Source organism: Mycobacterium sp. OAS707 (genome assembly GCF_014873705.1).
Lineage (GTDB): Bacteria > Actinomycetota > Actinomycetes > Mycobacteriales > Mycobacteriaceae > Mycobacterium.
Genome location: NZ_JADBDS010000001.1, coordinates 1,112,259 through 1,138,643, shown reverse-complemented (window position 1 = coordinate 1,138,643; position 26,385 = coordinate 1,112,259). Strand labels below are relative to the sequence as shown.

The following is a 26,385-nucleotide window of genomic DNA, read 5'->3' as shown; positions in this document are numbered from 1 at the left end:
GCATCCCATACCGAGGTCGGGCAAGTTTGCGGAATGCGACGCCGGTTTACCGCGGTGCGGCCGTCGCCTCGGTAACGATGTCGGGTTCCTGTTCCGGGTGTCGCCGGGTGGCAAAGACGCAACCCGTCATGATCAGGGCCAACGCGGCAATGTTCCACGCCGTCAGCGGCTCGTGCAAGACGAGGACGCCGGCGGCCAGCGCGACGGCCGGGTTGATGTAGGTGAAGACGAGCGCACGTGCGGCGCCTACCTCGCGGATGAGCGCGAAGAACACGATGAACGCCAGTGCGGTGCAGATGATGGCAAGGCCGCCGAGGGCCAAAAGCACACGGGTGGACGGCATCTCGTGAGGCCAGGTGGCAGCGGCGGGCGCGGCATACACCAGCGCGGCGAAGCCAAGGCACACCGCGGTCATCGGTAACGCCGGTACATCGGCGAGGTAGCGGGCGGCGATCAGCGGCGCGATCGCGTAGCAGGTGGCCACCATCAGCACCTCGATGATCGGCCAGGTGCTGCCGCCGATGTGCGGACCTGCCAGCACCGCCACGCCGCAGATCCCGATGCCGAGGCCGATGATGCGCTTGTAGCCCAGCCGCTCACCGCCGGTGAGACGGTCGAGGACCGCGGCGATGATCGGTGAGGCAGCGATCAGCAGGCCCGTCATCGAACTGGTCAGGTGGCGTTCGGCGTCAGAGAGCAGCCACCATGCGGCGATGATCTCGAAGAACGCGAACCCCAGCAGCGCCTTCCAGTGGATGCGCACGATCGTCAGGGTCTGCCGTGAAAACGCCATGGGCAGCAGCACCGCGGCACCGACGGCCGTACGGGCGAGGACCAGTACCGGAACCGACACGCCTTCGACGGCGACCTTGATCATCAGGTAGGGGATGCCCCAGATGATGCTCATCGCGAGGAACAGGATCCATCCGCGCGAAGTCACCTCCCTACCCTACGAAACGTGGACAAACGAATTTCACGGGTGACGGCCGCGATGACCGCCGCGGGTGTCGAGCCGAACGTCAGGATCCTCGACGCCGATGCGAAGACCGCGGTCGCGGCCGCCGCACAGCTGGGATGCGAAGTGGGCGCGATCGCCAACAGCCTGGTGTTCGACTGCGACGGCGAACCGCTCTTGGTTATGGCCAGTGGTGCGCACCGCGTCGACACCGACCTGCTGGCCCGCACGCTCGGCGCTACCGAGATACGCAAGGCAGATCCGCAGTTCGTGCTCAACGCGACCGGTCAGGTCATCGGCGGCGTGGCCCCCACGGGTCACCCGAGCCGGCTGCGCACGGTCGTCGACGAGACATTGGTGCAGTACCCCGTCATCTGGACCGCGGCCGGCACCGCGGATTCGGTGATGTCGATGACGTACGAACAGCTGCTGTTGCTCACCGAAGGCAAGGCGATGGCGGTGCGCTGACCCTGCGCGAACGTGGGTTACCCGCACGCTTTAAGCGCGAAAAGTGTGCGGGTAACCCACGTTCGGCGGCTAGTTTCGGGTCAGTTCCGCGTAACGGGCGACGTGGTAGTCGGTCGAGCCGAATTCGTACTGTAAAGCGGTGAGCCGCTTGAAGTAGTGGCCGATCGCCAACTCCTCGGTCATGCCCATCCCGCCGTGCAGTTGCACGGCCTGCTGACCTACGAAGCGGGCGGCCCTTCCGATCGTTGCCTTGGCAGCCGAAACCGCCCGCGCACGCGTGTCAGGGTCCGCTTCGAGGTTGAGCACCGCGAGATACACCGCGGCGACGGCCTGCTCGACTTCCATGAACATGTCGACCATGCGGTGCTGAAGCACCTGGAAGCTGCCGATTGGTTGGCCGAACTGGTGCCGCTGCTTGCTGTATTCGACGGTGTCGGCCAGCACCTTTCGCATACAGCCGACGGCTTCAGCACAAACCGCTGCCGCGCCCTCGTCTCGTGCCTGCGCCAGCGACGGCCACGCCTGGCCTTCCTCGCCAAGCAGGACCGCAGCCACCCCGTCGAACTGCAGATCGGCGGCGCGCCGGTCATCGACGGTTCGGTAGTGGTGCGCCTCGATTGACGACCAGTCGGCCTCGACCAGGAACAGTGACAAGCCACCGGGCGTGCGGGCGGTGACCAGCAGATGCGTGGCGATCGGCGCGTTCATCGCGACAATCTTGCTGCCACGCAGAACCCATTCGTCGCCGGCGCGTTCGGCGACCGTCGACAATTCCTGCCAACGCTCACCGGAGCCAGGTTCAGCAGCAGCCAACGCCACGATCGCGGTGCCCGCGACCACGTTCTCCAGCAGCGCAGTGGCCGCTGCATCGCCGGCCCTTCGCAGGAGGCCGCCGCATACCACCACCGTGTCGACGTAGGGCTCGATCACCAGCGCATGGCCGAGCGCCTCGGCGATGACCATGACTTCAACTGGGCCGCCGCCGATTCCGCCGATGTCTTCGGGAAGTGCGGCGCCGAGTATGCCGAGTTCGTCGGCGAAGCCGCGCCAGATGTCGGGCTGCCAGCCAGCCCCGGTTTTCGCTGCGGCGCGACTCTTTTCGAGGTCATACCGGGTCGACAGGAACCTGCCGAGCCCGTCGCGCAGCAGTTCCTGTTCCTTGCTCAGATTGAAATCCATCACAACCCCAGAGCCGCTTTGGCGAGAATGTTTCGCTGAATCTCGTTGCTGCCGGCGTAGATTGATCCGGCCCTGTCGTTGAAGTAGCGAAGCGGTGCCACCGCCTGCCACGCCTCGCCGCTGACGTAACCGTCTGGCGGTGGCTCGTAGTCAGACACCGGCCCACCCGGCCATGTTGCGTGCGGTTGATAGACCCGTCCGCGCGGACCGGCAGCCTCCATCGCCAGTTCGGTGAGCGCTTGGCTCAGTTCCGTCGCCAGCACCTTGAGCATCGACGCACCTGGTCCAGGGTGACCGCCTCCGGCGAGCGCGGCCAGCACCCGGTATTCGAGAATCTCGAGCACTTCGGTGCGGATCCGCGCATCGGCGAGCTTGCGCGCGAACGCCGGATCGTCGAGCAGTCTGCCTCCGCCCGTTGCGGGCTGCTCCGCGGCCACGGTGGCGATCTCCTCGGCCATCACCTGCAGCGCGGGGGACGCTGCACCACCACCTCTTTCGAACTCGAGCAGATACTTCGCGACGGTCCAACCGTCGTCGATCTGACCGAGCACGTTGGCCTTCGGCACCCGCACCTCGTCGAAGAAGACCTGGTTTTGAATCTCCTCACCCGATGTCATCACCAGCGGACGGATCTGAATGCCCGGCGTGCTCATGTCGATCAGCACGAACGTGATGCCCTGCTGTTTCTTCGGTGTCTTCGATGTGCGAACAAGGGCGAACATCCAATTCGCTTCGCCGGCATGTGTCGTCCAGATCTTGCTGCCGGTGCATATGAGATCACCGGCCGATTCATCGATGACGGCGGCCATCGTCAGCGCCGCTAGATCCGAGCCCGCCTCGGGTTCGGAGTAGCCCTGGCAGAAGAACACCTCGCCGGTGAGGATCCGCGGCAGGAAGAAGTCCTTCTGCGCGTCGGTGCCGAACTTGACGATCGCGTGGGCGACCATGCGGATACCCATCGGCGACAGCGAGGGCGCGCCGGCCAACTGAGACTCACGGCTGAAGATGTAGTGCTGCGTAAGGCTCCAGTCGCAGCCACCATGCTCAACCGGCCACGCCGGCGCCGCCCAGCCACGCTCGTGCAGGATCCGCTGCCACTCCATGCTCGCCTCGTGATCGGCGTACACGCTGGTCATCAGGCGTCCGGCCTGCCGGAGTTCGGGCGTCAGCTTTTCAGCCAGGAAGGCGCGTACTTCGTCGCGAAACTCCACGTCGGCAGGTGACCAGGCCAAGTCCATTCAGACACAGTAAACCTAGTTAGTTAAGTGGACCAACTCCGGGGGCCGGTTAAGTTAATCGCCATTCAGGTGTTGCGCCCGCTCAGCGCGTCCCGCATCCGATCGATGAGACCGAGGCCCGGCCCCAGGATCTTGTTGGCAGGCGGCCGATCGGGAGCTGAGGGGTGGGGTCGCGTCGGGGCCATCTTCTTGCTGTTCTCGAACTTCTCGCCGAGGTCACGAAGCTCCGCGGAATCACACGCCTCGCGAAGCTTCGGCAGCAGATCCTTCTCCTCGTCCTCGACGTGGTGGCGGATCGCGTCGATCAGTTTGCGAGTCAACTCGTCGAACTTCGGGTCCTCGGCATCGGTCTCTTCGAGCGACTTCATCACCTGTTCGGCCTCGGCGTGTTCTTCCAACTCGTGTTCGACGATCTTGTCGCCGTCGGGCAGGACCCGCCGCGCGACGGGGTAGAGGTACTGCTCTTCGGCGACGGAATGCCGGACCAACTCGGCGATGACGTGCTCGACTAGGTCGCGCTTCTTGCCGCCGCCGCCCTTCTCGATTTCGGCGAAGACCTCTTCGACCTCGCGATGATCGGTGATGACATCGTCGATGATGTCCTGCTGGTGTGCGGTGGTCATGGCCCCTCCTCGATTCGTGGTTGCGAGCTACCCCGGATGCCGCCGCTTAAACGCTCAGCGCGTTCACGGTGACGAGCCTCGAGACAACGGCCATAATCGGGGGCGTGGAGCGGCGACGAGATGGCAAGGAACGTCAGGACCCGATGGCCCTTCTCCAGGAGCTCCCGGCGTTGGTGGTGCTGGAACGGTTTCCGGTCCCGGTGCTTGCGATCGACGAGCACGGCAACATCCTGTTCGCCAATGCGGCGTTCGGCGAGATGCTCGGTTACCCGCCCGATGCGGTCAAGGCTTTGCAGTTCCGGCAGATCTTCCACACCATGCCCGCTGATGATTCCGTTGTATCTGTCGTGCGCGCCCATGCTGAGCTGATCGTGGAGCTCGTGCACCAGGACGGCTCCATCGTGCGTGCCCGGATGAGCAAGTCAGCCCTGCTGCGCGGTGATGACCCCCTGGCGCTGGCCACGTTCCAGGACCTGACCGAACGACTGTGGGTTGACGAGATTTAGTCAGTCGGCCAGCGGCGCAGGGGAGTGCCGCATCGACTCGCGCGCCAGAAACTCCTCGAAGTACGCCAGCGAATCTTGGCTCACGATCCCAGGCAGCAGTACCTGCCAAGCCCGAGCCACCCGCTCCAACACGTCGGTTCCCGCGGTAATCGCACTCGCCAGCAACTCCACTCCCAGCATGGCGCCGATGATCGTCTCGCCGATCGCCTGCGGGTCGAGCTCAGCACGCACGTCGCCCTCGTCGATGGCCTGACGCGTGCGCTTCGTCATCTCGGCCGTCCAACCGCTGTATGTCCGTTCGGCCACATCGTTGAATTCACCGAAGGCCCGCAAGAGTTGCGTTCCGCTGCGGGCGATCTGGTCGGTGGCCATCAGGTCGGCAACGACGAACACACCGTGGATCATGCTTTCCAGTGCCGGCGCCGAGGAGCTGGAGATGCTCCGGAAAGCCTCGGCGAGGCGTGTGCTGCCCTCTTCGATGATCGCGGTCGCAAGCGATTCTTTTGAGTCGAAGTGGTAGTACAGGGCGCCCTTGGTCATCTCGGCCCGTTCAATGATGTCGCCCAATCCGGTAGCCGGATAACCGATTTCGTTGAAGAGTTCGACCGCCGATGTGATGATCTTTTTGCGAGTAGCCTCGGATCGCGCTTGGCGCACCATCGTCCGAGTACCTCCGGGGGTTCCGTCGGCCTATCCAGGGTGGGCTACGGCCTGAAGGGCATCCTAACCTAGAGCATCCGCTGCAAGCGGTGTCGCCTTCTTTTGCGCAACGGCCGTGCGCCGCTTGATGAACTGGTTGAGATAGTCGATCCGGTCAGGTTTGACGAAACCGGGTAGCACAAGTGCCCAGATGTTCTCCAGGTCGCGCAGAAACTGGTCGGGCTCAGCGAGATTGCTTGTCTGGCGCAGACCGAGGTACATCGACACCAAGAGCTTCGCGATGCCATGCGCATCGCGGTCGGCGATGATGTCGCCGTCTTTGATGGCCTTGCCTGCGATCGCGGCGAACGCGTCTACCCACTGCGTCAGCACATCTGCTTGCAGACCGTCAGTGCGGCCAATGGATTCCAGGAGATTCAAGCCGGCGCGGGCGATCTCGTCGCCGATGTCTTCGATCGCGACCAGGTACACGATGTCGATCAGCGTCTCCAGCCCCGAAAGCTTGCGCGCCAGCAGCTCGTTGACCGCCGCCGACGCAAGCACAAACCGGTGTTCGATGATCGCCATCGCCAGCGCGTGCTTGGACCGGAAGTGGAAATACATCGCGCCCTTGGTGACTTCCGCGTCGGCCAGGATGTCATCGAGGCTGACCAAGCTATACGGCCTGCGCGCGAACTGCCGCGACGCGGCGCGCAGAATCTGTTGCCGCGTGGTGTCCGCTCGCCTGTCGAGCTGTTCGGTCACTGCCGAGCCTCAATCTGGAAAGTGGTGGCGCCGGTGGTCGGATAATCGTGGTTTCCGTAAATTAGTCAATTCTGGAGATTCTTTCACCCGTTGCCTATAAGCGGCAGGAGTAGGCGCGCCGGTTTTCAGGGCAAAGCCGTCAACGGTCCTCCTCGGCGCAGTCCGCGCGCGGCTCATGGGGCAAATCAGAACGTCAATACTTTAGGTCACATTTTGGTCTGCATATCAGCCAAAAGGTATGTAAGGTACACATTGTGATGACTCTTGGTCCGGCGTTCGCCGGGCGGCCGCGGACAGCTGATTCCGAGGTCAGTGGGCCTATGTCACGCCGGATTGCCCTATCACCGAGCAAATCCCAGTGGTATTTTCATACGGTTGCCATAGTCCGCGTTGGCAAACCCCCTCGAACCCCTGCGCGGGCTGTGGCAACGTCATGTCGAACGTTTGAAGTACTCACCCGATTCATCGAGCGTGACCGCCAAAACTCGGCTCTCGGCGCAGTCAGGACGACAACGGCGTTCCCGTTGTCTGTGCCGCTATCAGACGATTTAGCAATATCGAGGTAATTAACGGTGAACTGGGACGAAGAAGTCGACGTCATATGTACCGGTACAGGGGTCGCCGGACTGGCGCACTCGGTGGCGGTCGTCGACCTTGGCGGCGACGTTTTCCTCGCCAGCTCCCGCGAGGCGCACGGCCCCGGAGGGGCGGCTGTCGCGGTCCGGTCCAGGATCGACCGACTGCATTGGCTCGACATCGACACTTCGGATCCCGACACAAACGAATACTTCTCCTCGCTGTCTGCTGACCTTGGTCCGCTGACCAGGTCGACGCGGGACGCTGACGTACCGATCAGGGTGGTTGATCACGCCGAGCCCGTGGATCCGCGTGGGGTCGTCATGCCGTTCGTCGGCGCCCGCCTCAGAGATTGGGCCGCGCGTTGCCTGGTATCGCCGTACGGCTATCTCTACACCCGCGTGGCTGATTGGCAGTCAACTACGCTACGCACCGTTGACGGTGACTCGATCGAGGTCGCCGAAATCGGCTCGATCACACCCGATCCCGCCAACGTAAACGGCTCCGTTCTGGATTGGCTCACTGCACAGGCTGTAGAGCGCGACATCGACATTCATCACGGCACCTCGCTCGAGCGGCTCGTGTTCGAGGAAGGCGCCGTGGTCGGTGCCGAGTTCACGACCCCGACTGGCCCGCTGGCGGTTCGCGCTCGACACGGTGTGACCGTCGCCAGCGGCGGACCGTACGTGGCTCCGGCGACCGGTCAGGCATTGCCCGCCGACGACGCTCCACTGCGCTTGTGCCTGGTCGGCCAGACCGCCAGTCGCTTCGGTCGCGTCGAACTGCTGACATCGCAGCCCTTCACCAAAAGTGCCGCATCCAACTGCCGCTCCGTGACTCGACGCTTGTTCGTCAACATGCACGAGACACACAGCCATCTAGAGACGTGGCGCTGCGGAAAAGTCGACGGGTATCCGTCCCCTGGCCAGTAGGGCCTCCATTGCATTGCCCTCGATGGGGCGCGACAACAGGAATCCCTGCGCGCGGTAGCAGCCGTGGCGCAGCAGCGTGAGGGCTGCCGCCTCGGTTTCCACACCCTCGGCCACCAACTGCAAACCGAACGCATCCGCCAGCGCGATGATGGCGCGCACGATCGCGAGATCGCCGGGATTGGCTCCGAGGTCGCGGACGAATCCTCTGTCGATCTTGAGGGTGTCGACGGGCAGCGACTTCAGGTGCGACAGCACGCTGTACCCCGTGCCGAAGTCGTCGATCGCGACCTGCACGCCGGCCTGCTTCAGGCCGGCGAGGGTGATCCGTGTGGTCTCAATGTCCTGTACCACAACACTTTCGGTGATCTCCAAGCACACCGATCCGCGGGCGAGGCCGAATTCGGCGGTGATGTCGGCGACCGACTCGACGAAGCCGTCGGTGACCAGTTGAACCGGTGACACGTTGATGCGCAACACTGCATCAAGTCCTACGCCACGCGAGCGCCATCGCGCGAATTCCGCGCAGGCCGAACGCATCACCCAACGGCCCAATTCGCCAGCGAGATTTATCGATTCGGCCACCCCGATGAACGAATCGGGGGACAGCAGCCCGCGGGTGGGATGCTCCCATCGCACCAGCGCCTCGGCGGCCAGGATCTCGCCGGTGCGCATGTCCACTTCGGGCAGATAGTGCAGCAGCAGCGATCCGCTTTCGATCACACTCTGCAGATGAAGCTCGATGTCGTTGCGGAACTCGCTTTCCAACGACATCTCGTCGGAGAACACCGCAACCGTGTTGCCGCCGGAGCCCTTCGCGGTCAGCACCGCCTGGTCGGCGCGCCGGAGCAGGTCCGAGGTGGTGTCGCGGCCCGGAACGCCAAGTGCCACACCGATACTCACAGTCCGAGTCAGCATTTCGCCGTCGATCGCAACGCGTTTGCGCAGCGTCGACTGCAGTCGATAGGCCAGCTGCTCTGCGGTATCCGCGTCCATCGAATTGGCTGGCACGACCACGAACTCGTCACCACCGAGCCGGGCGATGAGGCTCGGGCCGTCGACTCCTTCACGCAGGCGTTTGGCCAGAACGCGGATGAACCAGTCACCCGCGGTGTGGCCGAGGTAGTCGTTGATGGCCTTCAACCGGTCCAGGTCGAAGAACAACGCCGACACCGGACCCGGCTGGCCGGCCGCCAGTCGCGCGTCGAGGTGCGCCAGCAGCGCGCGGCGGTTGTGCAGACCGGTCAGGTCGTCGTGTTCGGCCAGGTAGCGCAGTTGTTCTTCGGCGAGCACACGGGCCTGCACCTGAGCGAACAGCGATGCGATCGCCTTCAGTGCGTTGAGTTCTTCCGCGGACCAGTCGCGGTCACCGAACTTGACGAAGCCGAGCACGCCGGATGTTTCGTCGCCAGACAGCAACGGCACACACGCCATCGACGTCGCCGGGACCTGCCTGCTCTCGTTGATCGTGCGTTGGTAGTCATCGGTCGCGGGTTCCGGACGAAAGACGACGGGTTCCTTCTGATGCTCGGCGAGCGCGAAAACCGGATCGGCATCGGCGAAGTAGACGACGGCCAGCGGGTCCGGGTCGGGGATTCCAGGGCGGACCGGCCATTCGGCGACCAATATCGACGCGCGGATGCTGTGATCGTTGCGACGCAAGAAGCTGACGTCGACATCGAAGTACTCGACGAGATCCGCCAACACGCGCTGACTCACCTGGACCGAGGTGGCTGCGTTGACGCCCATCAGTTGGGTAGCGACTGACGTGACGACCAGCTCCAGGCTGCTTGGCACCTAGATCCTCCGTATCGGGTCAGCCCGTTGGGGACGAGACGTGATGTGGCCCACGACGCCGGCTAGCCACCGATGGCCTCCGTGCGCGACTGAACCTGAGTACCAAGACCTGTGATTCGGTTGCCTCGGTATTGGCCAGCTTGCGGAAATTGTATTGCAGATCACGCAGTTCCCCGGCGAAAGCCGGCGAGAGCTCACGCAGATCCTCGTCGTCGTGCGCATACAGAAAGGCCGGTGAAACGGGTTGGACGGCAAGGCCGTGCTGTTGTGCTGTGATCCATACCGATTCGGCGGCCGACCCGCCGCGGGCATAGTCGGTGAGTCGCTGACCGGACACGGAAATGATGCCGATCGCGGCGCTCGCGATCACCCGCTGATACGTATCCTCGCCAAGCGCGGTCCCGGCATCCCATGCCGCCAGGTTCGCCATCACCTCGGAGCGCCGCAAGATGTCGAGCATCACCAGATCGGCAGGATCGAGTTCGAGCGTGCGGATATCGATACCCGACTCCGGTGCGGGATCCCCTGGGAAGCGAAGCTCCGCGAACATCTCCGAGTGCAGCCGCGGCGTCAGATAACGGATGCGGTCTGCTGCCGCGAGAACACTTCCTGCGCGGTCGAGATCCGTTGACTCACTGATGATCTGAAGCCGGGCGCCTTCGGCGCGTGCGGCCGCAGCGAGCAGCTCGCGGGTTTGCGCCGCGATCGGGATGCGTTCACCCTTGCGACGATTCGTCTCTCGGCGCAGCATTGCGTCGTACATCGCGGTGAGTTCTGGTTGGTCGCCGGGCGCGAGGCGCACGACTGCGTTGATGGGAGATGCTTCGTCGCCCGGTTGGAAGTCGACGTCGCCGACAAAGCCATGTGCTGCCGCGGCGACCCTTGCGTTGAACGTCGCCGCGCCAAGAGCCACGGCGCTTGCGCGGTACTGCACGTCCATCGCCGTCGTGTCCTCTGGCGCCAGCCGGATGCGGATCGCGCCGTCGTGCGCCTCGATGCGCCATGGCTGGGCGTTGCCACCAGAAGGTGCGCGGCCCGCCGCGGCGGCGACGATTTCCGAAGGCCCGGTCGGCGCCTCCTGTTGTCCCGGTTCCTCGACAGGTGGGGGATCGGGGGCCACCATCGGGGGCTCTGTGAGCGCATCGAGCGCGGCTGCGGTGTCAATTCGAACCCGGCCGGAGGGCAGTTTCTCGTGCAGTCCGATTCGCCGGACCGCTTCGGCGACGACCGACACGTTGAGCGCTACCTCCGATGAGAGCTGCGGCCAGGTCGATAACGTCTTGCCGATTTCGACAAGAGATGCGGCCATCCGAGGGGACACGCGGGTCGCATCGGTCATGCGCAGCGCGTAGGACAACTTGTCCTTGGTGGTCAGATTGGCGAGGCTTGCGACATTCAGATCGCCCAGCAGCCCGTGCATGAGCGGACGAGAAGGATCGATGTCGAACCTCTCCACATCGAGTAGACCGCGGTCACTGGTTGCCATCAACACGGGAAGGTGTCGCGCCCTGGCAGCCTCGCGGACAAGGACTTTCGCGTCGAGTGAGTCGCATTCCTCGATGACGATGTCAACACCGTTCAGAAAGTCATCGACTGTCTGCGGCGTGATACCGGTCGTCATTACAGTCACTGGCAGGTACGGGTCGAGCTCGGCGATCCGCCTGGCGCACACCACTGCCTTGTTGACGCCGAGGTCGAAGACCGACGCCGGCACCCGATTCAGGTTGGACAGCTCCATGTCGTCGAAGTCAGTCAGCCGCAGCTCACCGCACAACCCTTGGGCCGCAAGGGTGTAGGCGATCGCGTGCCCGACGCTCAGACCGACGACGCCGATGCGGAGCCGGCTCAACTGATCGAGCTCCTCGGCGGTGATCAAGTTCCTGTTTCGGTCGAGCCGCACCAGCCGAAATGCGCGTGGCCCGAGCACACTGACCACCGTCCGCCGCCACGGGTAATACACCCACCGGGTCGGCTCGGCCGTCAGCTCGGGCGAGGGCGATGGCCTGAGTTCCAACAGCGTCGCCGACTGTTGGCGCACATTGTCGACGAACTCGATCCGTGCGTCGGCGCGCAGGTTGTCTAGCAGTGCGGCACTCGCGGGATCGTCGGTGTCAAGAACTATTCCGTTGCACCGCTGGCCATCGTCGGAGCCAGAGATCATCGCATGGTTCCGGCGGTAACGATGTCGGTTGACTGGTCGACTCGTTTGGCCAGTTCTTTCTGCTCGGCAAAGAACAATGAAAGCTGTTTGGGGTCAGCGTGTTTGGCGAATGTGCTGCGGTCCCACCATGCGAGCTTCGTCTGGTAGCGGTGGTCCGGATAGGGCGTCGCGGGGATCTTCGTCGCCAGCTGCCCACCCGAGGATAGCCAGCGCTTCAGCACATACTCTGCCGCCGTCGCGACGATGAACTGAATATCGAGAAGTGGCATCGCGTGAAGGGGAGTACGGGAGATGGCACTGGTGAGTTGCCGGCCGCGCTCGGGATCGTCGGCCACCCATGCGGTTTTCATTTCAACTACGCCGAACGGTATCCGGTCGGCGACCATTTTGCGGACAGCGGCGAGGCCGGGCTGACCACTCCATTCGAGAAGTGCGTGGCATTCATCGGCGGATTGATAGGGGCCCCGTCCACGCAAACCGGCAACGACCCTGCCCGCGTCATTCACACAGGCGGCGAATATGACCGTGTCGGCACCGCTGCGGAGCGCATCCATATCGAGTGCCCTTTCCACGCCGTGTTTGCGGTAGTTCTCGCACGCACCACGGACGTAGTCCAACCAGAGGTCTCGTTCGGTCGCCGGTTGTGCGAATACCACCGTGGTTTCACTGTCCGGATCCCAACAACTTGGAGTCCGCTTCAGGCTGACAAAGTTGCGGCGGGCGGCCTCAGACTTGGGAACGGTCATTCTTGTCCCTTCTCGGGCAGTCGGCCAACAACGGCGTTGTGGCCGGCTGTCGCAGATCAGTATCTCGCCACGACTTACTTGGATTCCAGCTAGCAATAGAATCTTTTCCTGTACGTCGATGTCGGCTCACAAATAATGTGCCTCGCAGCAAGCTGTTGGCAGCTTCTCGGCAATCGTGCCTGGTTGAATTTCCACTGGTGATCATCCTCGGGGCGTCTCCTTGGCGAAGTTGTCAGCCAATAACATTAATTGCGTTGACGGCAGCGTAAGGGTTTCTGCCATCTTTTCGCTGTGCGTTGATTGAGCCAGTGGAATTCGGGTGCGAACGGGGTCCCGCACTTGCGCGGCACTATCGGGTTTGGACCCTGCCGACTCGTTAACCCGCTGCCCGTCGGCAACGTGCGAGACCACGCTCAGTCGCATGACAGCGGCCCCAGCCGGCGTGAGATGTGCAGTTTTCACGACCGGATACCCAACGGGATGGAACCCTGAAGCCCGTGGAGGAGGGCTACCCGAGCCCAGGTCGCGGGGACGTGCGGGTGAAGGACGTGGGTCGATTACTGCTGCGCTGCGACGATCGACCGGGGTTGGTGGCGGCGGTGACCGCATTCCTGGCGAACGCGGGCGCCAACATCGTGTCGCTGGATCAGCATTCCACCGAACAGTCCGGCGGCACGTTCATGCAGCGGACGATATTCAACCTGCCTGGTTTGACGGCTGCGCGCGATGGACTGGAACGGGATTTCCGTGAGCAGGTCGCCTTGCAGTTCGATATGGATTTCCGCTTGACCGAGGCCGCCAAGCCAAAACGGGTCGCAATCATGGCGTCGAAGGAGGACCACTGCCTGCTTGATCTGTTGTGGCGCAATCGCAGGGGCGAGCTCGACATGTCGGTCGTGATGGTGATTTCCAACCATCCGGATCTTGCAGATCAGGTGCGGCCATTTTCTGTGCCATTCCTGCATGTGCCCTCGACGAAGGATATTCGCGCCGACGCAGAACGACGACAACTCGACTTGTTACGAGGAAACGTCGATCTGGTGGTGTTGGCACGCTACATGCAGATCCTCACCCCGCAATTTCTGGCAGAAGTCGGCTGTCCGACGATCAACATTCATCATTCGTTTCTGCCCGCCTTCATCGGGGCAGCGCCGTATCGGCGGGCAAAGGAGCGTGGCGTCAAACTCGTCGGTGCGACAGCTCATTACGTGACCGAGGACCTCGACGACGGTCCCATCATCGAGCAGGACGTAGTGCGGGTGGACCATCGCCACGGCGTCGAAGATCTGGTCCGTCTCGGTGCCGATGTCGAACGCCTTGTTCTGTCGCGCGCGGTGCTGTGGCACTGTGAGGACCGCATCATCCGATACGGCAACCAGACGGTGGTCTTTTAGGCGGTGAAGGAGAGAAGTGGTGAAGAAGTTCAGTGGGTTGGACGAGTTCGTCGCTGCCCAGGGCAGCCAGCTCGGTCCGACCGATTGGCTGGAGGTTACGCAGGAGCGCGTCAATCTGTTCGCCGACGCCACCGATGACCATCAGTGGATCCACGTCGATCCGGAGCGTGCTGCCGGCGGCCCGTTCGGCGGCACCATCGCGCATGGCCTGCTGACGTTGTCGCTGCTGCCGCATTTCACATCGCAGATGTACACGGTCGGCAACATCGCTATGGCCATCAACTACGGCTACAACAAGGTCCGCTTCATCACCCCGGTCAAGGTAGGGGCGAAACTTCGGGCGCGTGCCGAGATCGCCAAGGTCGACCAGCTCGACGGCGCGGTGCAGGCGACGCTGACTACCACTGTGGAAATCGAAGGATCGGACAAGCCGGCCGCGGTTGCCGAGTCGATCGTCCGCTTCATCGGCTGACTCAATACTGCGTCATGCCTTGATCGATTGAGATCGCCGCCGCGGTAACGTTTTTCGACTCCTCGCTGGCCAGCCAGCACACCGCGTCGGCGATGTCTTCTGGCTCTGCGGCCCAGGTCGGCAGAAACGGCGTGATCATCTGCGCCAGTTGCGGATAGGTCTCGATGGCGCGGCCGAGCGAGCCGATCATGTCGCCGCTTCCCATCAGCGTGTTGACCGCGCCGGGATGCACGCTGTTGACGCGGATCGAGTGCCTGCCCAGTTCGGCGGCGAACGCGCGGGCCATCCCGGTGACCGCGTGCTTGCTCGCGGTGTAATGCACCATGAACGGCTGCATCTTGATTCCGGCGGCAGAGCTGATCAAGATGATCGATCCGCCTCGGCCACCGTCGATGATCTTCTGCGCTCCCGCCATGACGGTGTTCCAGGTGCCGGTGACGTTGATATCCATCACGTCGCGGAAGTCCTCGGCGGAGATGGCATCCCACGTCTGCGGAGCGGATACACCGGCGTTGGCGACGATGATGTCGAGTCGGCCCAGTGCGGTCACGCCGTCATCGACGGCCTTGCGGAGTCCCTCGCCATCGCGTACGTCGACAATGGAGGCAAGGATCTTGCGGCCGGTCGCTTCGACGAGCGCAACCGTCTCGGCGAGATCGTCGGGTGTAGCGGAATCGTAAGGGACGCAGGGCGGAAGCGTGCCCGCGATGTCGACGGCGATGATGTCGGCGCCCTCGGTGGCCATCCGGACGGCATGGGCGCGGCCCTGTCCGCGCGCCGCTCCGGTGATGAACGCGACCTTGTCCTCGAGCCGTCCGCTCATTTCTTGGCCGCCTTCTGTGCCGCCTTGACCAGATTCGATCCGATGATCAGTCGCTGGATTTCACTGGTGCCTTCGTACAACCTCAACAGCCGTACGTCGCGGTAGATCCGCTCGACGGGGACCTCACGCATGTAGCCGCTGCCGCCGTGCACCTGCACCGCGAGATCGGCTACGTGGCCGGCCATTTCGGTGCAATAGAGCTTGGCTGCCGACGGCGCGATCCTGCGATCCTCGCCGCTGATCCAGGCCCGTGCGGTGTCGCGGACGAGTGCGCGCCCCGCCAGCACTCCGGTTTGCATGTCGGCGAGCATGGCTTGTACCAATTGGAAGTTCCCGATCGCGGTGCCGCCCTGCGTGGCGGTGGCGGCGTAGGCAACGGATTCGTCGAGGGCACGCTGCGCAATTCCGACGGCCAGCGCGGCGATATGCACGCGACCGCGCGCAAGCGACGTCATCGCGGCCCGGTAGCCGATGTCTTCGCTTCCGCCGATCAGCGCCTCGTCGGGGACGCGGACGTCATCGAAACTGACGTCGGCGGTCCATGCGCCTTCTTGGCCCATCTTGGCGTCCTTGGCGCCGACGACGACACCGGCCGCGTCGGCGGGCACCAGGAACACGGCGATGCCGGGGCCGTCGTCGTCGGCGGGCCGGGTGCGGGCGAACACGACGAACAGGTCGGCCATCGGCGCATTGGTGATGAACCGCTTCTGCCCGTTGATGATCCAATCTTGGCCGTCACGAACGGCTTTCGTACGCAGGCCGGACGGATTCGATCCCGCACCGGGTTCGGTCAATGCGAACGAGGCGACCAGCCCTGAAGCCATTGGCTCCAGCCAGCGTGCCTTCTGCTCCTCGGTGCCGAAGCCGACGAGCACCTGGCCGGCGATGCCGTTGTTGGTGCCGAACATCGACCGCAGTGCCAGTGATGTATAGCCCAGCTCCATCGCGAGCTCGACGTCCTGGGCGAGGTTGAGTCCGAGGCCGCCCCACTCCTGCGGGATCGCGTACCCGAACAGCCCCATTTTCTTGGCGTGGTCGCGCAGGTCGTCGGGGACGCGGTCCTCGGCGAGGATCTCCTGCTCCCGGGGGACCACGGCGGTGCGGATGAAGTGCCGGGTCTGGACCAGGATCTCCTGGAAATCGTCATCGCTGACTTCGGTGGTCATCGCGCTCCTCTGCGACGAGTGGGGCCAGGTGCTCGCAAAATCATATATGAAATATGATGTTCGATTGACGGGGCCCTCTTCGGGGCCTGACCAGCGAAAAAGGGGTGATCAGGTGTCGTTGCTGACCGGTCAGACCGCGGTTGTCACGGGCGGTGCGCAGGGTCTCGGGTTGGCCATCGCCGAGCAGTTCATCGCCGAGGGCGCGCGGGTCGTGCTTGGCGATCTCGACCTCGGCGCAACGGAGGCGGCGGCCAAACAGCTTGGCGGCGACTCGAAAGATCAAGTTGCCCTCGCCGTGCGCTGCGACGTGACCAAGGCCGACGAGGTCGACGCGCTCGTCGGCGCCGCCGTCGAACGGTTCGGCGGCCTCGACATCATGGTCAACAACGCAGGAATCACCCGCGACGCGACGTTGCGAAAGATGACCGAGGAACAGTTCGACCAAGTCATCGCCGTGCATCTTAAAGGCACCTGGAACGGTCTCAAGGCCGCCGCGGCGATCATGCGCGAGAACAAGCGCGGCGCGATCGTGAACATGTCCTCGATATCCGGCAAGGTCGGCCTGATCGGGCAGACCAACTATTCCGCGGCCAAGGCAGGCATCGTCGGCATGACCAAGGCCGCAGCCAAGGAACTGGCCCACCTCGGTGTGCGGGTCAACGCGATCCAGCCGGGACTCATCCGATCCGCGATGACAGAAGCCATGCCCCAACACATTTGGGACCAGAAGCTGGCGGAGGTGCCGATGGGCCGAGCAGGCGAGCCGACTGAAGTCGCCAAGGTTGCGTTGTTCCTCGCCAGCGATCTGTCGTCGTACATGACTGGCACCGTCCTCGAGGTGACCGGCGGGAGGCACATCTGATGCGCGAGGCCGTTATCTGCGAACCCGTTCGAACACCGATCGGCCGCTACGGCGGCATGTTCAAATCACTGACGGCCGTCGACCTCGGCGTCGCAGCGCTGAACGGACTGCTGGAGCGCACCGGAATCGAGCGTGGCGCAGTGGACGACGTCATCCTCGGCCACTGCTATCCCAGCAGCGAGGCGCCGGCGATCGGGCGTGTGGTGGCGCTGGATGCGGGACTGCCGGTGACCGTTCCGGGCATGCAGGTCGACCGCCGATGTGGTTCGGGTCTGCAAGCGGTCATCCAGGCCGCGTTGCAGGTTGCCAACGGCGACAACGACATTGTGGTCGCGGGCGGTGCCGAGAGCATGAGCAATGTCACCTTCTACTCGACCGATATGCGCTGGGGCGGCGCCCGCACCGGGGTGCAGGTGCACGACAGCCTCGCGCGCGGACGCACCACCGCAGGCGGGCGAAATCATCCGGTGGCAGGCGGCATGCTCGAGACTGCGGAGAATCTGCGCAAGCAGTACGGCATCCCTCGCCAGGAGCAGGACGAGTTGGCGGTGACGTCGCACCAACGCGCGGTCGCCGCGCAGAAGGATGGCATCCTCGCCGAAGAGATCATTGCGGTCGCCGTGCGCACCCGCCAGGGTGAGGAACTGATCGACACCGATGAGCATCCGCGCGCGGACACCTCGGTCGAGTCGCTGAGCAAACTGAAACCCGTTCTGTTGAAGCAGGATCCGGAGGCCACCGTCACCGCGGGCAACTCCAGCGGTCAAAACGACGCGGCATCCATGTGCATCGTGACGACGCCGCAGAAGGCCGACGAACTCGGATTGACCCCGTTGGTACGGCTGGTTTCATGGGGGTCGGCCGGTGTCGCCCCCAACATCATGGGTATCGGTCCGGTGCCCGCGACCGAGGTGGCGCTGCGCAAGGCTGGGCTGAAGTTGTCGGACATCGATCTGATCGAACTCAACGAGGCGTTCGCAGCCCAGGCGCTTGCGGTGATGCGCGAGTGGCAATTCGGTGCGGCGGACCTCGAGCGGACGAACGTGCACGGGTCGGGCATCTCGCTCGGGCACCCCGTCGGCGCAACAGGTGGCCGGATGCTCGCCACGCTCGCCCGCGAACTGAACCGCCGCGGCGCCCGCTACGGCCTGGAAACGATGTGCATCGGCGGCGGGCAGGGACTGGCTGCCGTGTTCGAGAGGGTCGGCGCATGACGAAACTTGCGCAGACGCTGGGCCTCACCGAGTTCCAGACCGAAATCATCAGCACGGTCAGGCAATTCGTCGACAAGGAAGTCATCCCGACCGCGCAGGAACTCGAGCACTCCGACACCTATCCACAGGCCATCGTGGATGCGATGAAGGAGATGGGCCTGTTCGGGTTGATGATCCCGGAGGAGTACGGCGGGCTCGGCGAATCGCTGCTCACCTACGCGCTGTGCGTCGAGGAGCTTGCCCGCGGCTGGATGAGCATCTCGGGTGTGATCAACACCCACTTCATCGTCGCGTACATGATTCGGCAGCACGGCACCGATCGCCAGAAGCAGCATTACCTGCCGCGGATGGCGACGGGGGAGACGCGTGGCGCGTTCTCGATGTCCGAGCCCGAACTCGGCTCCGACGTCGCAGCGATCCGTACCAGGGCCAGACGCAACCCCGATGGCACGTACATCATCGACGGCCAGAAGATGTGGCTGACCAACGGCGGCAGCTCGACTCTGGTCGCAACGCTCGTGCGCACCGACGAGGGAGCCGAGAAGCCGCACCGTAACCTGACGGCTTTCCTGATCGAAAAGCCCACCGGCTTCGGCGAAGTCGCGCCAGGGCTGACCATTCCGGGCAAGATCGACAAGCTCGGCTACAAGGGCATCGACACCACCGAGCTGATCTTCGACGGCTACGCCGCAAGCGCCGACGACATCCTGGGTGAGGCGCCGGGCCAGGGCTTCTTCCAGATGATGGACGGCATCGAGGTCGGGCGGGTGAACGTGTCCGCCAGGGCATGCGGTGTCGGAATCCGCGCGTTCGAACTCGCGGTGCGGTATGCGCAGCAGCGCCAGACGTTCGGCAAGCCGATTGCCGACCACCAGGCGATCGCCTTCCAATTGGCCGAGATGGCAACGAAAATCGAAGCCGCCCACCTGATGATGGTCAATGCGGCCCGGCTGAAGGATTCCGGGGAACGCAACGATGTCGCCGCGGGCATGGCCAAGTACCTGGCGAGCGAGTTCTGTGCCGAGGTGACCCAGCAGAGCTTCCGCATCCACGGCGGCTACGGTTATTCCAAGGAATACGAGATCGAGCGGTTGATGCGCGACGCCCCGTTCCTGTTGATCGGTGAGGGCACCAGCGAGATCCAGAAGAACATCATCAGCAAGCGACTGCTCGCCGATTATCGGATCTGACCATGACCACAGCGGAATTCGCGTTTCGGCCCCAGCTGGCAGATGACGTCGCGCGATATGTGCGCAAGCGCATCTTCGACGGCACCTACGCCGCGGGCCAATACATCCGGCTGGATCAGTTGGCCGTGGAACTGGGAGTCAGCGTTACGCCGGTGCGGGAGGCGCTGTTCATGCTCACCGCCGAAGGCCTATTGGTTCAGCAGCCTCGGCGCGGCTTTGCGGTGGTGCCGGTGACCGCGCGTGACCTCACCGACGTCTCCAACGTGCAGGCGCACATCGGCGGCGAGCTCGCGGCGCGGGCGGCGGCCAACATCACCGACGAGCAATTGCGCGAACTCGAAAAGATTCAGGCCGAGCTGGAGGATGCATACGCCAGCGATGACGATGAGCGTGCGGTGCGGCTCAATCATGAGTTTCACAAGGCGATCAATGTGTCCGCCGACTCGCCGAAGCTCGCTCAGCTGATGTCCCAGATCACGCGCTACGCACCCGAATCGGTGTTTCCCACCATCGCCGGCTGGCCTGAGCAGTCGACAGAGCATCACCGCAGTTTGTTGGCGGCGCTGGAAGCGCACGACGAAAAGCGCGCGCGCCTTGTGATGTCCGAGCACCTCGCCGCCGGCGCTGAGCCGTTGATCGAACACCTCACCCAACGCGGCGTCGTCGACTAGCTGCACGAGCAGACGCGAAAGTGGCTATTTCATCGGCGTGTCGGCCATTTTTACGTCTGCTCGCGCAGTGAGGCTTGCAGCCTGCGCATGTCCACTTTGCCAGTCGTGCCGTGCGGGATGTCGTCGTCAGAACCGACGAGCAACCAGCGTGTCGGAACCTTGAAGGAGCTCAGCCGCTTTCGAGCTTCGGACCGCAGTTGATCAACGGTGCGGTCTGTTATCACGACGGCACCGACGGCGCCGGAGACGTCGGTGACGAAAGCGTTCTGCACGCCGTCGATGGTCCGCAGCGCCTGCTCGACCTCACTCGGATAGACGGTGGCCCCGCTGACCTTGAACATGTCGTCGGATCGGCCGTGGTAGAACAGGAAACCGGGGTCGTCGAGATGCGCGAGGTCCCCGGTGGGGTAGTAGCCGTCCGGAGTGAACACCTCTTCGCGGCTGCGACGGCAGATGCCGCGCAACATATGCGCTCCCCGTAACTGAATCATGCCGATCGTTCCCGTGGGAACGGGCTGGCCGGTGTCCGGGTCGACGATACGCACCTGCATGCCGTCGAACGGTTTGCCGCAGCTGCCCCATGCTGACCGCGGCATGTCCGTGTCGGCGGGATAGCCGCAATAGGGCCCGAACGACTCGGTCATGCCGAACAATTTCGCGCGGGCACCGGGCGCCGCGCGTTTCTCGGGTGACAGCAGCGCCTCGAGACTGCCGGGTTGCAGGGCTGACAAATCGGCTCCCGCAGAGGCAGATTGGCGTGCCAGCGCCTCGGCCTGGTCGGGCCAGCCGCGGAACAGCGTGACGCGCTCACGTTGCAACAGCGGCAGGGTCGTCTCGGGTCCGGGGATCTCCTCGGTGACGAGCGTCGCACCCGCCACCAGTGCCGACAGCACCCCGCTGCCGAAACCGCCGACCCAGAAGAACGGCATCGGCAGATACAGCCGCGTGTCCGCGTCGATGCACCGCGCCACCAGTCCGGACCGCACGGCGGCCAACGCGTTGCCGTGCGAGTGGATGACGCCCTTTGGCGGCCCACTGCTTCCCGAGGTGAACATGATCACCAGCGTGTCGCTCGGTGTCACGGTCGCTGTCACGGCGTCGATATCCCGCTCGCTGGACGTCAACTCGTCTGGAGCCCAAATCCTCTGCAGTGCAGGCAGTTCCGGGGTATCTACCAGCCCGGCCAGATCATCCAGATAACGATGGCCACGGAACTCGTCGACCGCGATCAGGGCCTGAACGGCGGCGACCCGCAACTGGGCCGACAGCTCCGGAGGCTTCAGCAGGGTGCTCAACGGGACCAGTACCGCGCCGATGCGCGTCAGCGCCAACGCGATCTGCACCCATTGGACGCGGTTGGGCATGATCAGCCCTACTCGGGTGCCCTTGCCGATGCCGGCGTCGACGAAACCGGCGGCCATTGCACGGGTGGTTTCGTCGAGTTCGGCGTAGCTGAGCCGCGACTCGGTGTCGACGACCATCGGCTTGTCACCGTGCTGTTCTGCGCGGACTCTGACCAGCTGGTCGATGGTGTCAGCCATCGAACACCTGCCGTAGCGCAACGAGGTCGACCTTGCCGCTCGAGAGCACTGGAATGTCGGACCGCGGCACGGCGGCAAATCGTTTCGGGATCTTGTAGGACGACAGCTCGGCCTTCAGTCGGTCGCGCACCGCGGCCTCGTCGAACTCGGCGCCGTCTTCCACCTCGACGACGGCGGCGACCAGTTGCCCGCGCTCGGCATCGGGAAGGCCAAGCACATGTGCGACGGCACCGCCGGTCACTTTGGCGATCGCCCGCTCGACTTCGGCGGGTGCGACGTTGGCGCCTGCGGTCTTGATCATCGCCCCGCGTCGACCGAGGAAGTACACGAAACCGTCGGCATCCGTTCGAACGAGATCGCCCGTGTGAAACCAGCCGTCGTCATCGAAGCATTCTTCGCGGCTGCGTTTGTAGTACCGCTGCATCAGGTACGGTCCTCGAATCCACAATTCGCCGTCGATGATCTTGGTCTCGAAGCCGGGGGCGGGTTTGCCGAACGAGCCACGCCGGTGTTCGGGTTGGTCGGATTCGTCCGCACTGATCGTGATGACGCTGCCCGCTTCGGTCATGCCCAGCATGGTGTGTCGCAACTCGGGGTCTGCGGGGCGGACGTCGGGCGCCATGATCGGGTACAGGTTTCCGCGCCGCATGGACGACAAGTCGCGGTCGGGCAGGCTGGGGTGACGGGCCAGATTTGCGATGCCCGCGACGAAACCATTGGTCATCGTTGGCTTTTCGGCCTCGAGCAGATCCAGCGTTTCGCCTGCATCGACCGCGTTGGAGCACACCAGCGTCGCACCGGCGAGCAGGGTGGCCAGCACCGCGAACGCGATCCCGCCGATCCAGAAGAACGGCGAGTTGCAGAACAACTTGTCCTCTGCCGTCAACCCGCGGATCTCATTGAGCACCTGCTGGTGGGCAAGCAACGAGAAGTGTGTGTGGACCACACCCTTCGGCGCGCTCGTCGAGCCCGACGTGTAGACGATGGCCAGCGGATCCGAATCATCGACGTCGTGTTCCAGCGCTTCCAGTCGCCACGACTCGGCGACGTCGCCGGGTTCGGCGTCGATCAGGACATGTCTTAGTAGCGGGGCCGTGATGCCTGCTAGTCGCTGTCGGTAGTCGTGAGCGCGGAAGGATGCAGCGGCAAGCAGGATTTCGGTGTCGCTGTCCATCAGCTGTGCCGTGATCTCCGGGGCGGTGGCGAACGTGGAAAACGGGATGACGACCGCGCCGATGCGCGCGGCGGCCAGCATCGCGACGATCCAGGTCGCGCCATTGGGATAGAGCAGGCCGACGTGGGTGCCCTTGCCCGCGCCGAGGGCGATCAGGCCACGCGCCAACCGCGCCGAGCGGCGGTCCGCTTCCGCGTAGCTGAGCCGCTCGGCATCGCAGACCAGTAGCGGGTGTTCGCCGCGGGCGCGCGACTGTCGCTGCAGCACGTCGCCGACGGTCAACGAGTCACTTGGCATGTTGGACGGGCTGGCTGAAGAATTGCCGGACCGCACCGAGGTCCGCCTTGCCGGAGGGTGTCCTGGGGATCTGCTCGACGATCGCGATCTCGGTAGGAATCTCATAGCGCGCCAACCGCGTCCGCAGGAAGTCGATCAGCGCATCGCCTTCGACCGATGCGTCGTGCCGCAACTCCACCATCGCGACCGGAGTCTCACCGAGACGGTCGTCGGTCCTGGCGACGACGGCGGCGCCGCCCACGGCTGGATGGCTCTCCAGCGCGGCGCGGACGTCGTCGGGCATCACTTTGAAGCCGCCGCGAATGATGGCTTGATCGGCCCGTCCGAGTATCCAAAGGAAGCCGTCCGTGTCGATGCGGGCCAGGTCCGTGGTGCGCAGCCAATCTGCTGACGGCCCAAGCTGTCCCGGCTTGACCTCCAGGAGGCCGGGTTGGCCGGGGCCGAGCGGGGCGCCGTCGTCGTCGACGACCCTCAGTTGCGCGCCGAGGGTTGCCCTGCCCACGCTGCCGCGCTTGTCCTGCCAGTGCTTCTGGTAATCCGCTAGCGTCCAGCCGGCGACACCGCCACCGAATTCAGTTGCGGCATACGATGTCAGGACCGGAATGCCGAACTTCGCGGTGAACGCATCGGCGTCGGCGGCCGACAGCGGCGCAGTGCCTGACGTCACCGCTCGGATGCCGGCCAGATCCTCGCGGGTCAGATCCGAATGCAACACCATCCGCAGCGCGGCCGGCACCAACGAGACCGCGCGCGGTTGATGCCTGCGGACCGCGTCGGCCCACTGGTTCAGTTCGAATCGGTCGAGTAGCGCGAACGGCCTTGCCTCGCAGACACACTGCAGCACGCGGAAGACTCCACCGATGTGCACCAGCGGGGCATTGACGATTGCGATGCCCTTCCGCAGTTTGGTCGGCGTCGGCGACGTGATCACGCTGCGCGCCAGCATGTCGTAGGTGAGGTCGATTCGCTTGGGCGGCCCGGTCGTTCCGCTGGTCAGCATCCGCACCGCGACGCCGGGGCGGCTGGCTGCGGTTCCGACGGATGCGATCTGTGGCGGATCGTCGAGGCCCGAGATCGGCATCAGTGCGGGGCCATCCGGAACCAGTGACGCAAGGTCGTCAGGTGTGCCGATCACGATCGGCAGGTCAAGCGCGGCAATGTCGTCGCGCGTACGGTCTTCGCCCCGCGACGGATTGATGGTCACCACAGTGCCGCCACCAAGCAGAACACCGAGCAGCGCCGCGACATGGGCGGGGGTGTTGCGCAGCAAGATCCCGACCTGGGTATCGCCGACGACGGCGATACGCGCTGCCAGTTCGGAGATCTGCTGCCATGTCGACCAGTCGCCGTTGTACTCGATCGCTCGGGCGTCGGGCTGCAGTGCCAGCACGGCCGCGATACGTCCGGTGAGCGGATGCATCAGCGGACCCTCGGTTTCGCCGCCGTACCCTTGGCGCCGGCCGCCAGTTCTGCCTGCCCGAGCGGATTGCCCAGCCTTGTGTAAATCAGATTCTGCTCCAGGGCAGCCCGATACGGCTTGTCCAGCGACTCCCATATCGCCTTCACTGTGCCCTGCGTGGCCGACGGGGGTTTGGTTGCGATCGCCGTTGCGATTTCGTCGGCGCGAGCCCAGAGCCTATCGCGGGACACGACCTCGGATACCAGGCCGATGCGTAGTGCGGTTTCGGCGCCGACGCGTTCGTCGTTGCCCATCAACGCGATTCGCAATGCCTCGCCAAGACCGACGCGTCGCATCAACCCGATCGGTTCCAAGGCGCATACCAGGCCGGCGCTGACATGCGAGTCGAAGAACGTCGCATCCGCTGAGCAGATCACCACATCGGACTCGTTGACGAAATAGAAAGCACCCGCCGTGCACATGCCGTGAACGGCACACACGACGGGCTTCCACATCTTCTGCCATTTCGGGCTGAGCGCTTCGCCGGGATCCTCGTGGTTCCACACGTTGTCCGGTTGGCCGTAGGAGGATTTGATGTCCAGGCCGGCGCTGAACGCGCGGTCGCCCGCCGCTCGAAGTACCACAGCGTGTACTGCTTCGTCGAGCTTGACGAGGCGCCACGCCTCGGCCATCTCCTCGCACATGGTGCGATTGAACGCGTTTAGCGATTCCGGCCGGTTCAGCGTGATGGTCGCGACGTGTGTGGTGGCGTTCACGTCGAGGAGGATCGTTTCGAACACCGTCACCGGCACTGCCAATTCGGCGCGCGTTTCTCCATGAACGCCTTGGGTCCTTCGAGTGCATCCTCGGTGCGAACCACGCGCTCGCGGAAGGTTTCGGCGAGGATCTCGGCCTCGTGCAGCGGCAGGTCGAGCGTCTTGTGGATGGCCAGTCGCGTGCCGCGCACGGCCAGCGGCGCGTTCGAATTCACGACATCGGCGATCTCATGAGCACGTTCGAGCAGCTTGTCGTGCTCGACGACCTCGCTGATCATGCCGAGCTCGTAGGCGCGCTGTGCACTCATTCGCTCGTGCTTGCCCATCAGCGCCATCCGCAACGCGATGTTGCGGGGCAGGACACGGGCGAGCCGTACCATTTCGCGACCGGCCACCAAGCCGATGCTGACATGTGGGTCGAAGAAACTCGCCTTATCGGATGCGATCGCGATGTCCCCGGTGGTGATCCAGTCCAGCCCTGCCCCACAACACAATCCGTTGACGGCGGTCAGGACGGGCTTGGCCATCCGACGAAACGGTGGCGTGCCCTCCTGGGGTGCTTCCCATTGGTCATAGGTGGACAGGTACGGGCGCTCGTAGATCACCCGGCCGTCTTCCGGGATCTCGCCGACATCGGCTCCAGTGCAGAACGCCCGGCCGGTACCCGTGACGATGAGCGTCCAGACGTCGTCGTCATTTTCGGCCGCGTCGTATGCGGCGCGCAATTCGGCGATCATGGCCGGACTGAGCGCATTGAGCGCGTCGGGCCGGTTCAGCGTGATCGTCGCCGTATGCGCGTCGACTTCGTACGTGATGAATTTCAT

25 protein-coding genes are annotated in these 26,385 nt (G+C 64.2%); 9 read left to right on the top strand and 16 right to left on the bottom strand.

Going from position 1 to position 26,385, the window contains the following annotated elements; all coding sequences use genetic code 11:
• Positions 1-46: 46 nt before the first annotated feature.
• Positions 47-940 (bottom strand): DMT family transporter, encoded by an 894-nt coding sequence (locus GGC64_RS05610; RefSeq protein ID WP_192721434.1) that lies wholly within the window; start codon positions 938-940, stop codon positions 47-49.
• 51 nt (positions 941-991) lie between these two features.
• Between GGC64_RS05610 and GGC64_RS05605 the strand changes: the two genes are divergently transcribed.
• Positions 992-1,423 carry a YbaK/EbsC family protein gene (locus GGC64_RS05605; RefSeq protein ID WP_192722411.1) on the top strand — a complete coding sequence of 144 codons (432 nt, stop codon included), beginning with the start codon at positions 992-994 and terminating at the stop codon, positions 1,421-1,423.
• Positions 1,424-1,492: 69 nt separating this feature from the next.
• Here the strand turns inward: GGC64_RS05605 and GGC64_RS05600 are convergent, their stop codons facing one another.
• From GGC64_RS05600 to GGC64_RS05590, 3 genes are all read right to left on the bottom strand, one after another.
• Positions 1,493-2,602 (bottom strand): acyl-CoA dehydrogenase family protein, encoded by a 1,110-nt coding sequence (locus tag GGC64_RS05600; RefSeq protein WP_192721433.1) that lies wholly within the window; start codon positions 2,600-2,602, stop codon positions 1,493-1,495.
• Positions 2,602-3,840 (bottom strand): acyl-CoA dehydrogenase family protein, encoded by a 1,239-nt coding sequence (locus GGC64_RS05595; RefSeq protein WP_192721432.1) that lies wholly within the window; start codon positions 3,838-3,840, stop codon positions 2,602-2,604. The genes GGC64_RS05600 and GGC64_RS05595 overlap by 1 nt, the downstream gene beginning before the upstream one ends.
• Positions 3,841-3,905: 65 nt before the next feature.
• On the bottom strand, positions 3,906-4,463 hold the full coding sequence (locus tag GGC64_RS05590; protein ID WP_192721431.1) for a hemerythrin domain-containing protein: 558 nt from the start codon (positions 4,461-4,463) through the stop codon (positions 3,906-3,908).
• A gap of 143 nt (positions 4,464-4,606) precedes the next feature.
• On the opposite strand from GGC64_RS05590, the gene GGC64_RS05585 reads away from it, so the two are divergent.
• Entirely contained in the window at positions 4,607-4,969 is a 363-nt protein-coding gene (locus tag GGC64_RS05585; protein WP_192722410.1) for a PAS domain S-box protein, read from the top strand.
• On the opposite strand, the gene GGC64_RS05580 is transcribed toward GGC64_RS05585, so the two are convergent.
• A complete protein-coding gene (locus GGC64_RS05580; RefSeq protein ID WP_192721430.1) occupies positions 4,970-5,629 on the bottom strand; it encodes a ScbR family autoregulator-binding transcription factor in 660 nt (219 codons plus the stop codon). It abuts the gene before it with no gap.
• Between the two features lie 63 nt (positions 5,630-5,692).
• Positions 5,693-6,373: a TetR/AcrR family transcriptional regulator gene (locus GGC64_RS05575; RefSeq protein WP_192721429.1), complete on the bottom strand. Its 681-nt coding sequence runs from the start codon at positions 6,371-6,373 to the stop codon at positions 5,693-5,695.
• 572 nt (positions 6,374-6,945) lie between these two features.
• On the opposite strand from GGC64_RS05575, the gene GGC64_RS05570 reads away from it, so the two are divergent.
• Complete coding sequence (locus GGC64_RS05570) at positions 6,946-7,881, top strand: FAD-binding protein (RefSeq protein WP_192721428.1); 936 nt, start codon at positions 6,946-6,948, stop codon at positions 7,879-7,881.
• Here the strand turns inward: GGC64_RS05570 and GGC64_RS05565 are convergent.
• The 3 genes from GGC64_RS05565 to GGC64_RS05555 form a co-directional block, all read right to left on the bottom strand.
• The gene (locus GGC64_RS05565) at positions 7,828-9,627 is read right to left on the bottom strand and encodes a bifunctional diguanylate cyclase/phosphodiesterase (RefSeq protein WP_225951480.1); all 1,800 of its coding nucleotides are present in this window, start codon (positions 9,625-9,627) and stop codon (positions 7,828-7,830) included. The genes GGC64_RS05570 and GGC64_RS05565 overlap by 54 nt on opposite strands.
• Before the next feature lie 67 nt (positions 9,628-9,694).
• Complete coding sequence (locus GGC64_RS05560) at positions 9,695-11,836, bottom strand: Rv1355c family protein (protein WP_192721426.1); 2,142 nt, start codon at positions 11,834-11,836, stop codon at positions 9,695-9,697.
• On the bottom strand, positions 11,833-12,582 hold the full coding sequence (locus GGC64_RS05555) for a hypothetical protein (RefSeq protein WP_192721425.1): 750 nt from the start codon (positions 12,580-12,582) through the stop codon (positions 11,833-11,835). The genes GGC64_RS05560 and GGC64_RS05555 overlap by 4 nt, the downstream gene beginning before the upstream one ends.
• Positions 12,583-13,079: 497 nt before the next feature.
• Here GGC64_RS05555 and purU point away from each other — a divergent pair, with 497 nt between their 5' ends.
• Both purU and GGC64_RS05545 read left to right on the top strand, forming a co-directional pair.
• The gene (purU, locus tag GGC64_RS05550; RefSeq protein WP_192721424.1) at positions 13,080-13,976 is read left to right on the top strand and encodes a formyltetrahydrofolate deformylase; all 897 of its coding nucleotides are present in this window, start codon (positions 13,080-13,082) and stop codon (positions 13,974-13,976) included.
• A gap of 19 nt (positions 13,977-13,995) precedes the next feature.
• Entirely contained in the window at positions 13,996-14,448 is a 453-nt protein-coding gene (locus GGC64_RS05545) for a MaoC family dehydratase (protein ID WP_192721423.1), read from the top strand.
• 1 nt (position 14,449) lies between these two features.
• Here GGC64_RS05545 and GGC64_RS05540 read toward each other — a convergent pair whose 3' ends face one another.
• Together GGC64_RS05540 and GGC64_RS05535 are read right to left on the bottom strand one after the other, a co-directional pair.
• On the bottom strand, positions 14,450-15,271 hold the full coding sequence (locus tag GGC64_RS05540) for a mycofactocin-coupled SDR family oxidoreductase (RefSeq protein ID WP_192721422.1): 822 nt from the start codon (positions 15,269-15,271) through the stop codon (positions 14,450-14,452).
• Complete coding sequence (locus GGC64_RS05535) at positions 15,268-16,437, bottom strand: acyl-CoA dehydrogenase family protein (protein WP_192721421.1); 1,170 nt, start codon at positions 16,435-16,437, stop codon at positions 15,268-15,270. The genes GGC64_RS05540 and GGC64_RS05535 overlap by 4 nt, the downstream gene beginning before the upstream one ends.
• 112 nt (positions 16,438-16,549) lie before the next feature.
• On the opposite strand from GGC64_RS05535, the gene fabG reads away from it, so the two are divergent.
• From fabG to GGC64_RS05515, 4 genes are read left to right on the top strand one after another with little or no spacing between them, the layout of a single operon-like run.
• Positions 16,550-17,299, top strand: coding sequence for a 3-oxoacyl-ACP reductase FabG (gene fabG, locus GGC64_RS05530; RefSeq protein WP_192721420.1), 750 nt, complete (start codon positions 16,550-16,552; stop codon positions 17,297-17,299).
• Entirely contained in the window at positions 17,299-18,513 is a 1,215-nt protein-coding gene (locus tag GGC64_RS05525) for an acetyl-CoA C-acetyltransferase (RefSeq protein ID WP_192721419.1), read from the top strand. Before fabG ends, GGC64_RS05525 begins: the two co-directional genes overlap by 1 nt.
• On the top strand, positions 18,510-19,703 hold the full coding sequence (locus tag GGC64_RS05520) for an acyl-CoA dehydrogenase family protein (protein WP_192721418.1): 1,194 nt from the start codon (positions 18,510-18,512) through the stop codon (positions 19,701-19,703). The genes GGC64_RS05525 and GGC64_RS05520 overlap by 4 nt, the downstream gene beginning before the upstream one ends.
• A gap of 2 nt (positions 19,704-19,705) precedes the next feature.
• Positions 19,706-20,374, top strand: a complete 669-nt coding sequence (locus tag GGC64_RS05515; protein WP_192721417.1) for a GntR family transcriptional regulator — start codon at positions 19,706-19,708, stop codon at positions 20,372-20,374.
• Between the two features lie 50 nt (positions 20,375-20,424).
• Here the strand turns inward: GGC64_RS05515 and GGC64_RS05510 are convergent, their stop codons facing one another.
• From GGC64_RS05510 to GGC64_RS05490, 5 genes are read right to left on the bottom strand one after another with little or no spacing between them, the layout of a single operon-like run.
• Positions 20,425-21,915, bottom strand: coding sequence for a class I adenylate-forming enzyme family protein (locus GGC64_RS05510; RefSeq protein WP_192721416.1), 1,491 nt, complete (start codon positions 21,913-21,915; stop codon positions 20,425-20,427).
• Positions 21,908-23,386, bottom strand: a complete 1,479-nt coding sequence (locus GGC64_RS05505) for a class I adenylate-forming enzyme family protein (protein WP_192721415.1) — start codon at positions 23,384-23,386, stop codon at positions 21,908-21,910. Before GGC64_RS05505 ends, GGC64_RS05510 begins: the two co-directional genes overlap by 8 nt.
• Positions 23,376-24,806: an AMP-binding protein gene (locus GGC64_RS05500; protein WP_192721414.1), complete on the bottom strand. Its 1,431-nt coding sequence runs from the start codon at positions 24,804-24,806 to the stop codon at positions 23,376-23,378. Before GGC64_RS05500 ends, GGC64_RS05505 begins: the two co-directional genes overlap by 11 nt.
• Positions 24,806-25,591, bottom strand: coding sequence for an enoyl-CoA hydratase/isomerase family protein (locus GGC64_RS05495; protein WP_370581988.1), 786 nt, complete (start codon positions 25,589-25,591; stop codon positions 24,806-24,808). The genes GGC64_RS05500 and GGC64_RS05495 overlap by 1 nt, the downstream gene beginning before the upstream one ends.
• Positions 25,588-26,385, bottom strand: coding sequence for an enoyl-CoA hydratase/isomerase family protein (locus tag GGC64_RS05490; protein ID WP_192721413.1), 798 nt, complete (start codon positions 26,383-26,385; stop codon positions 25,588-25,590). The genes GGC64_RS05495 and GGC64_RS05490 overlap by 4 nt, the downstream gene beginning before the upstream one ends.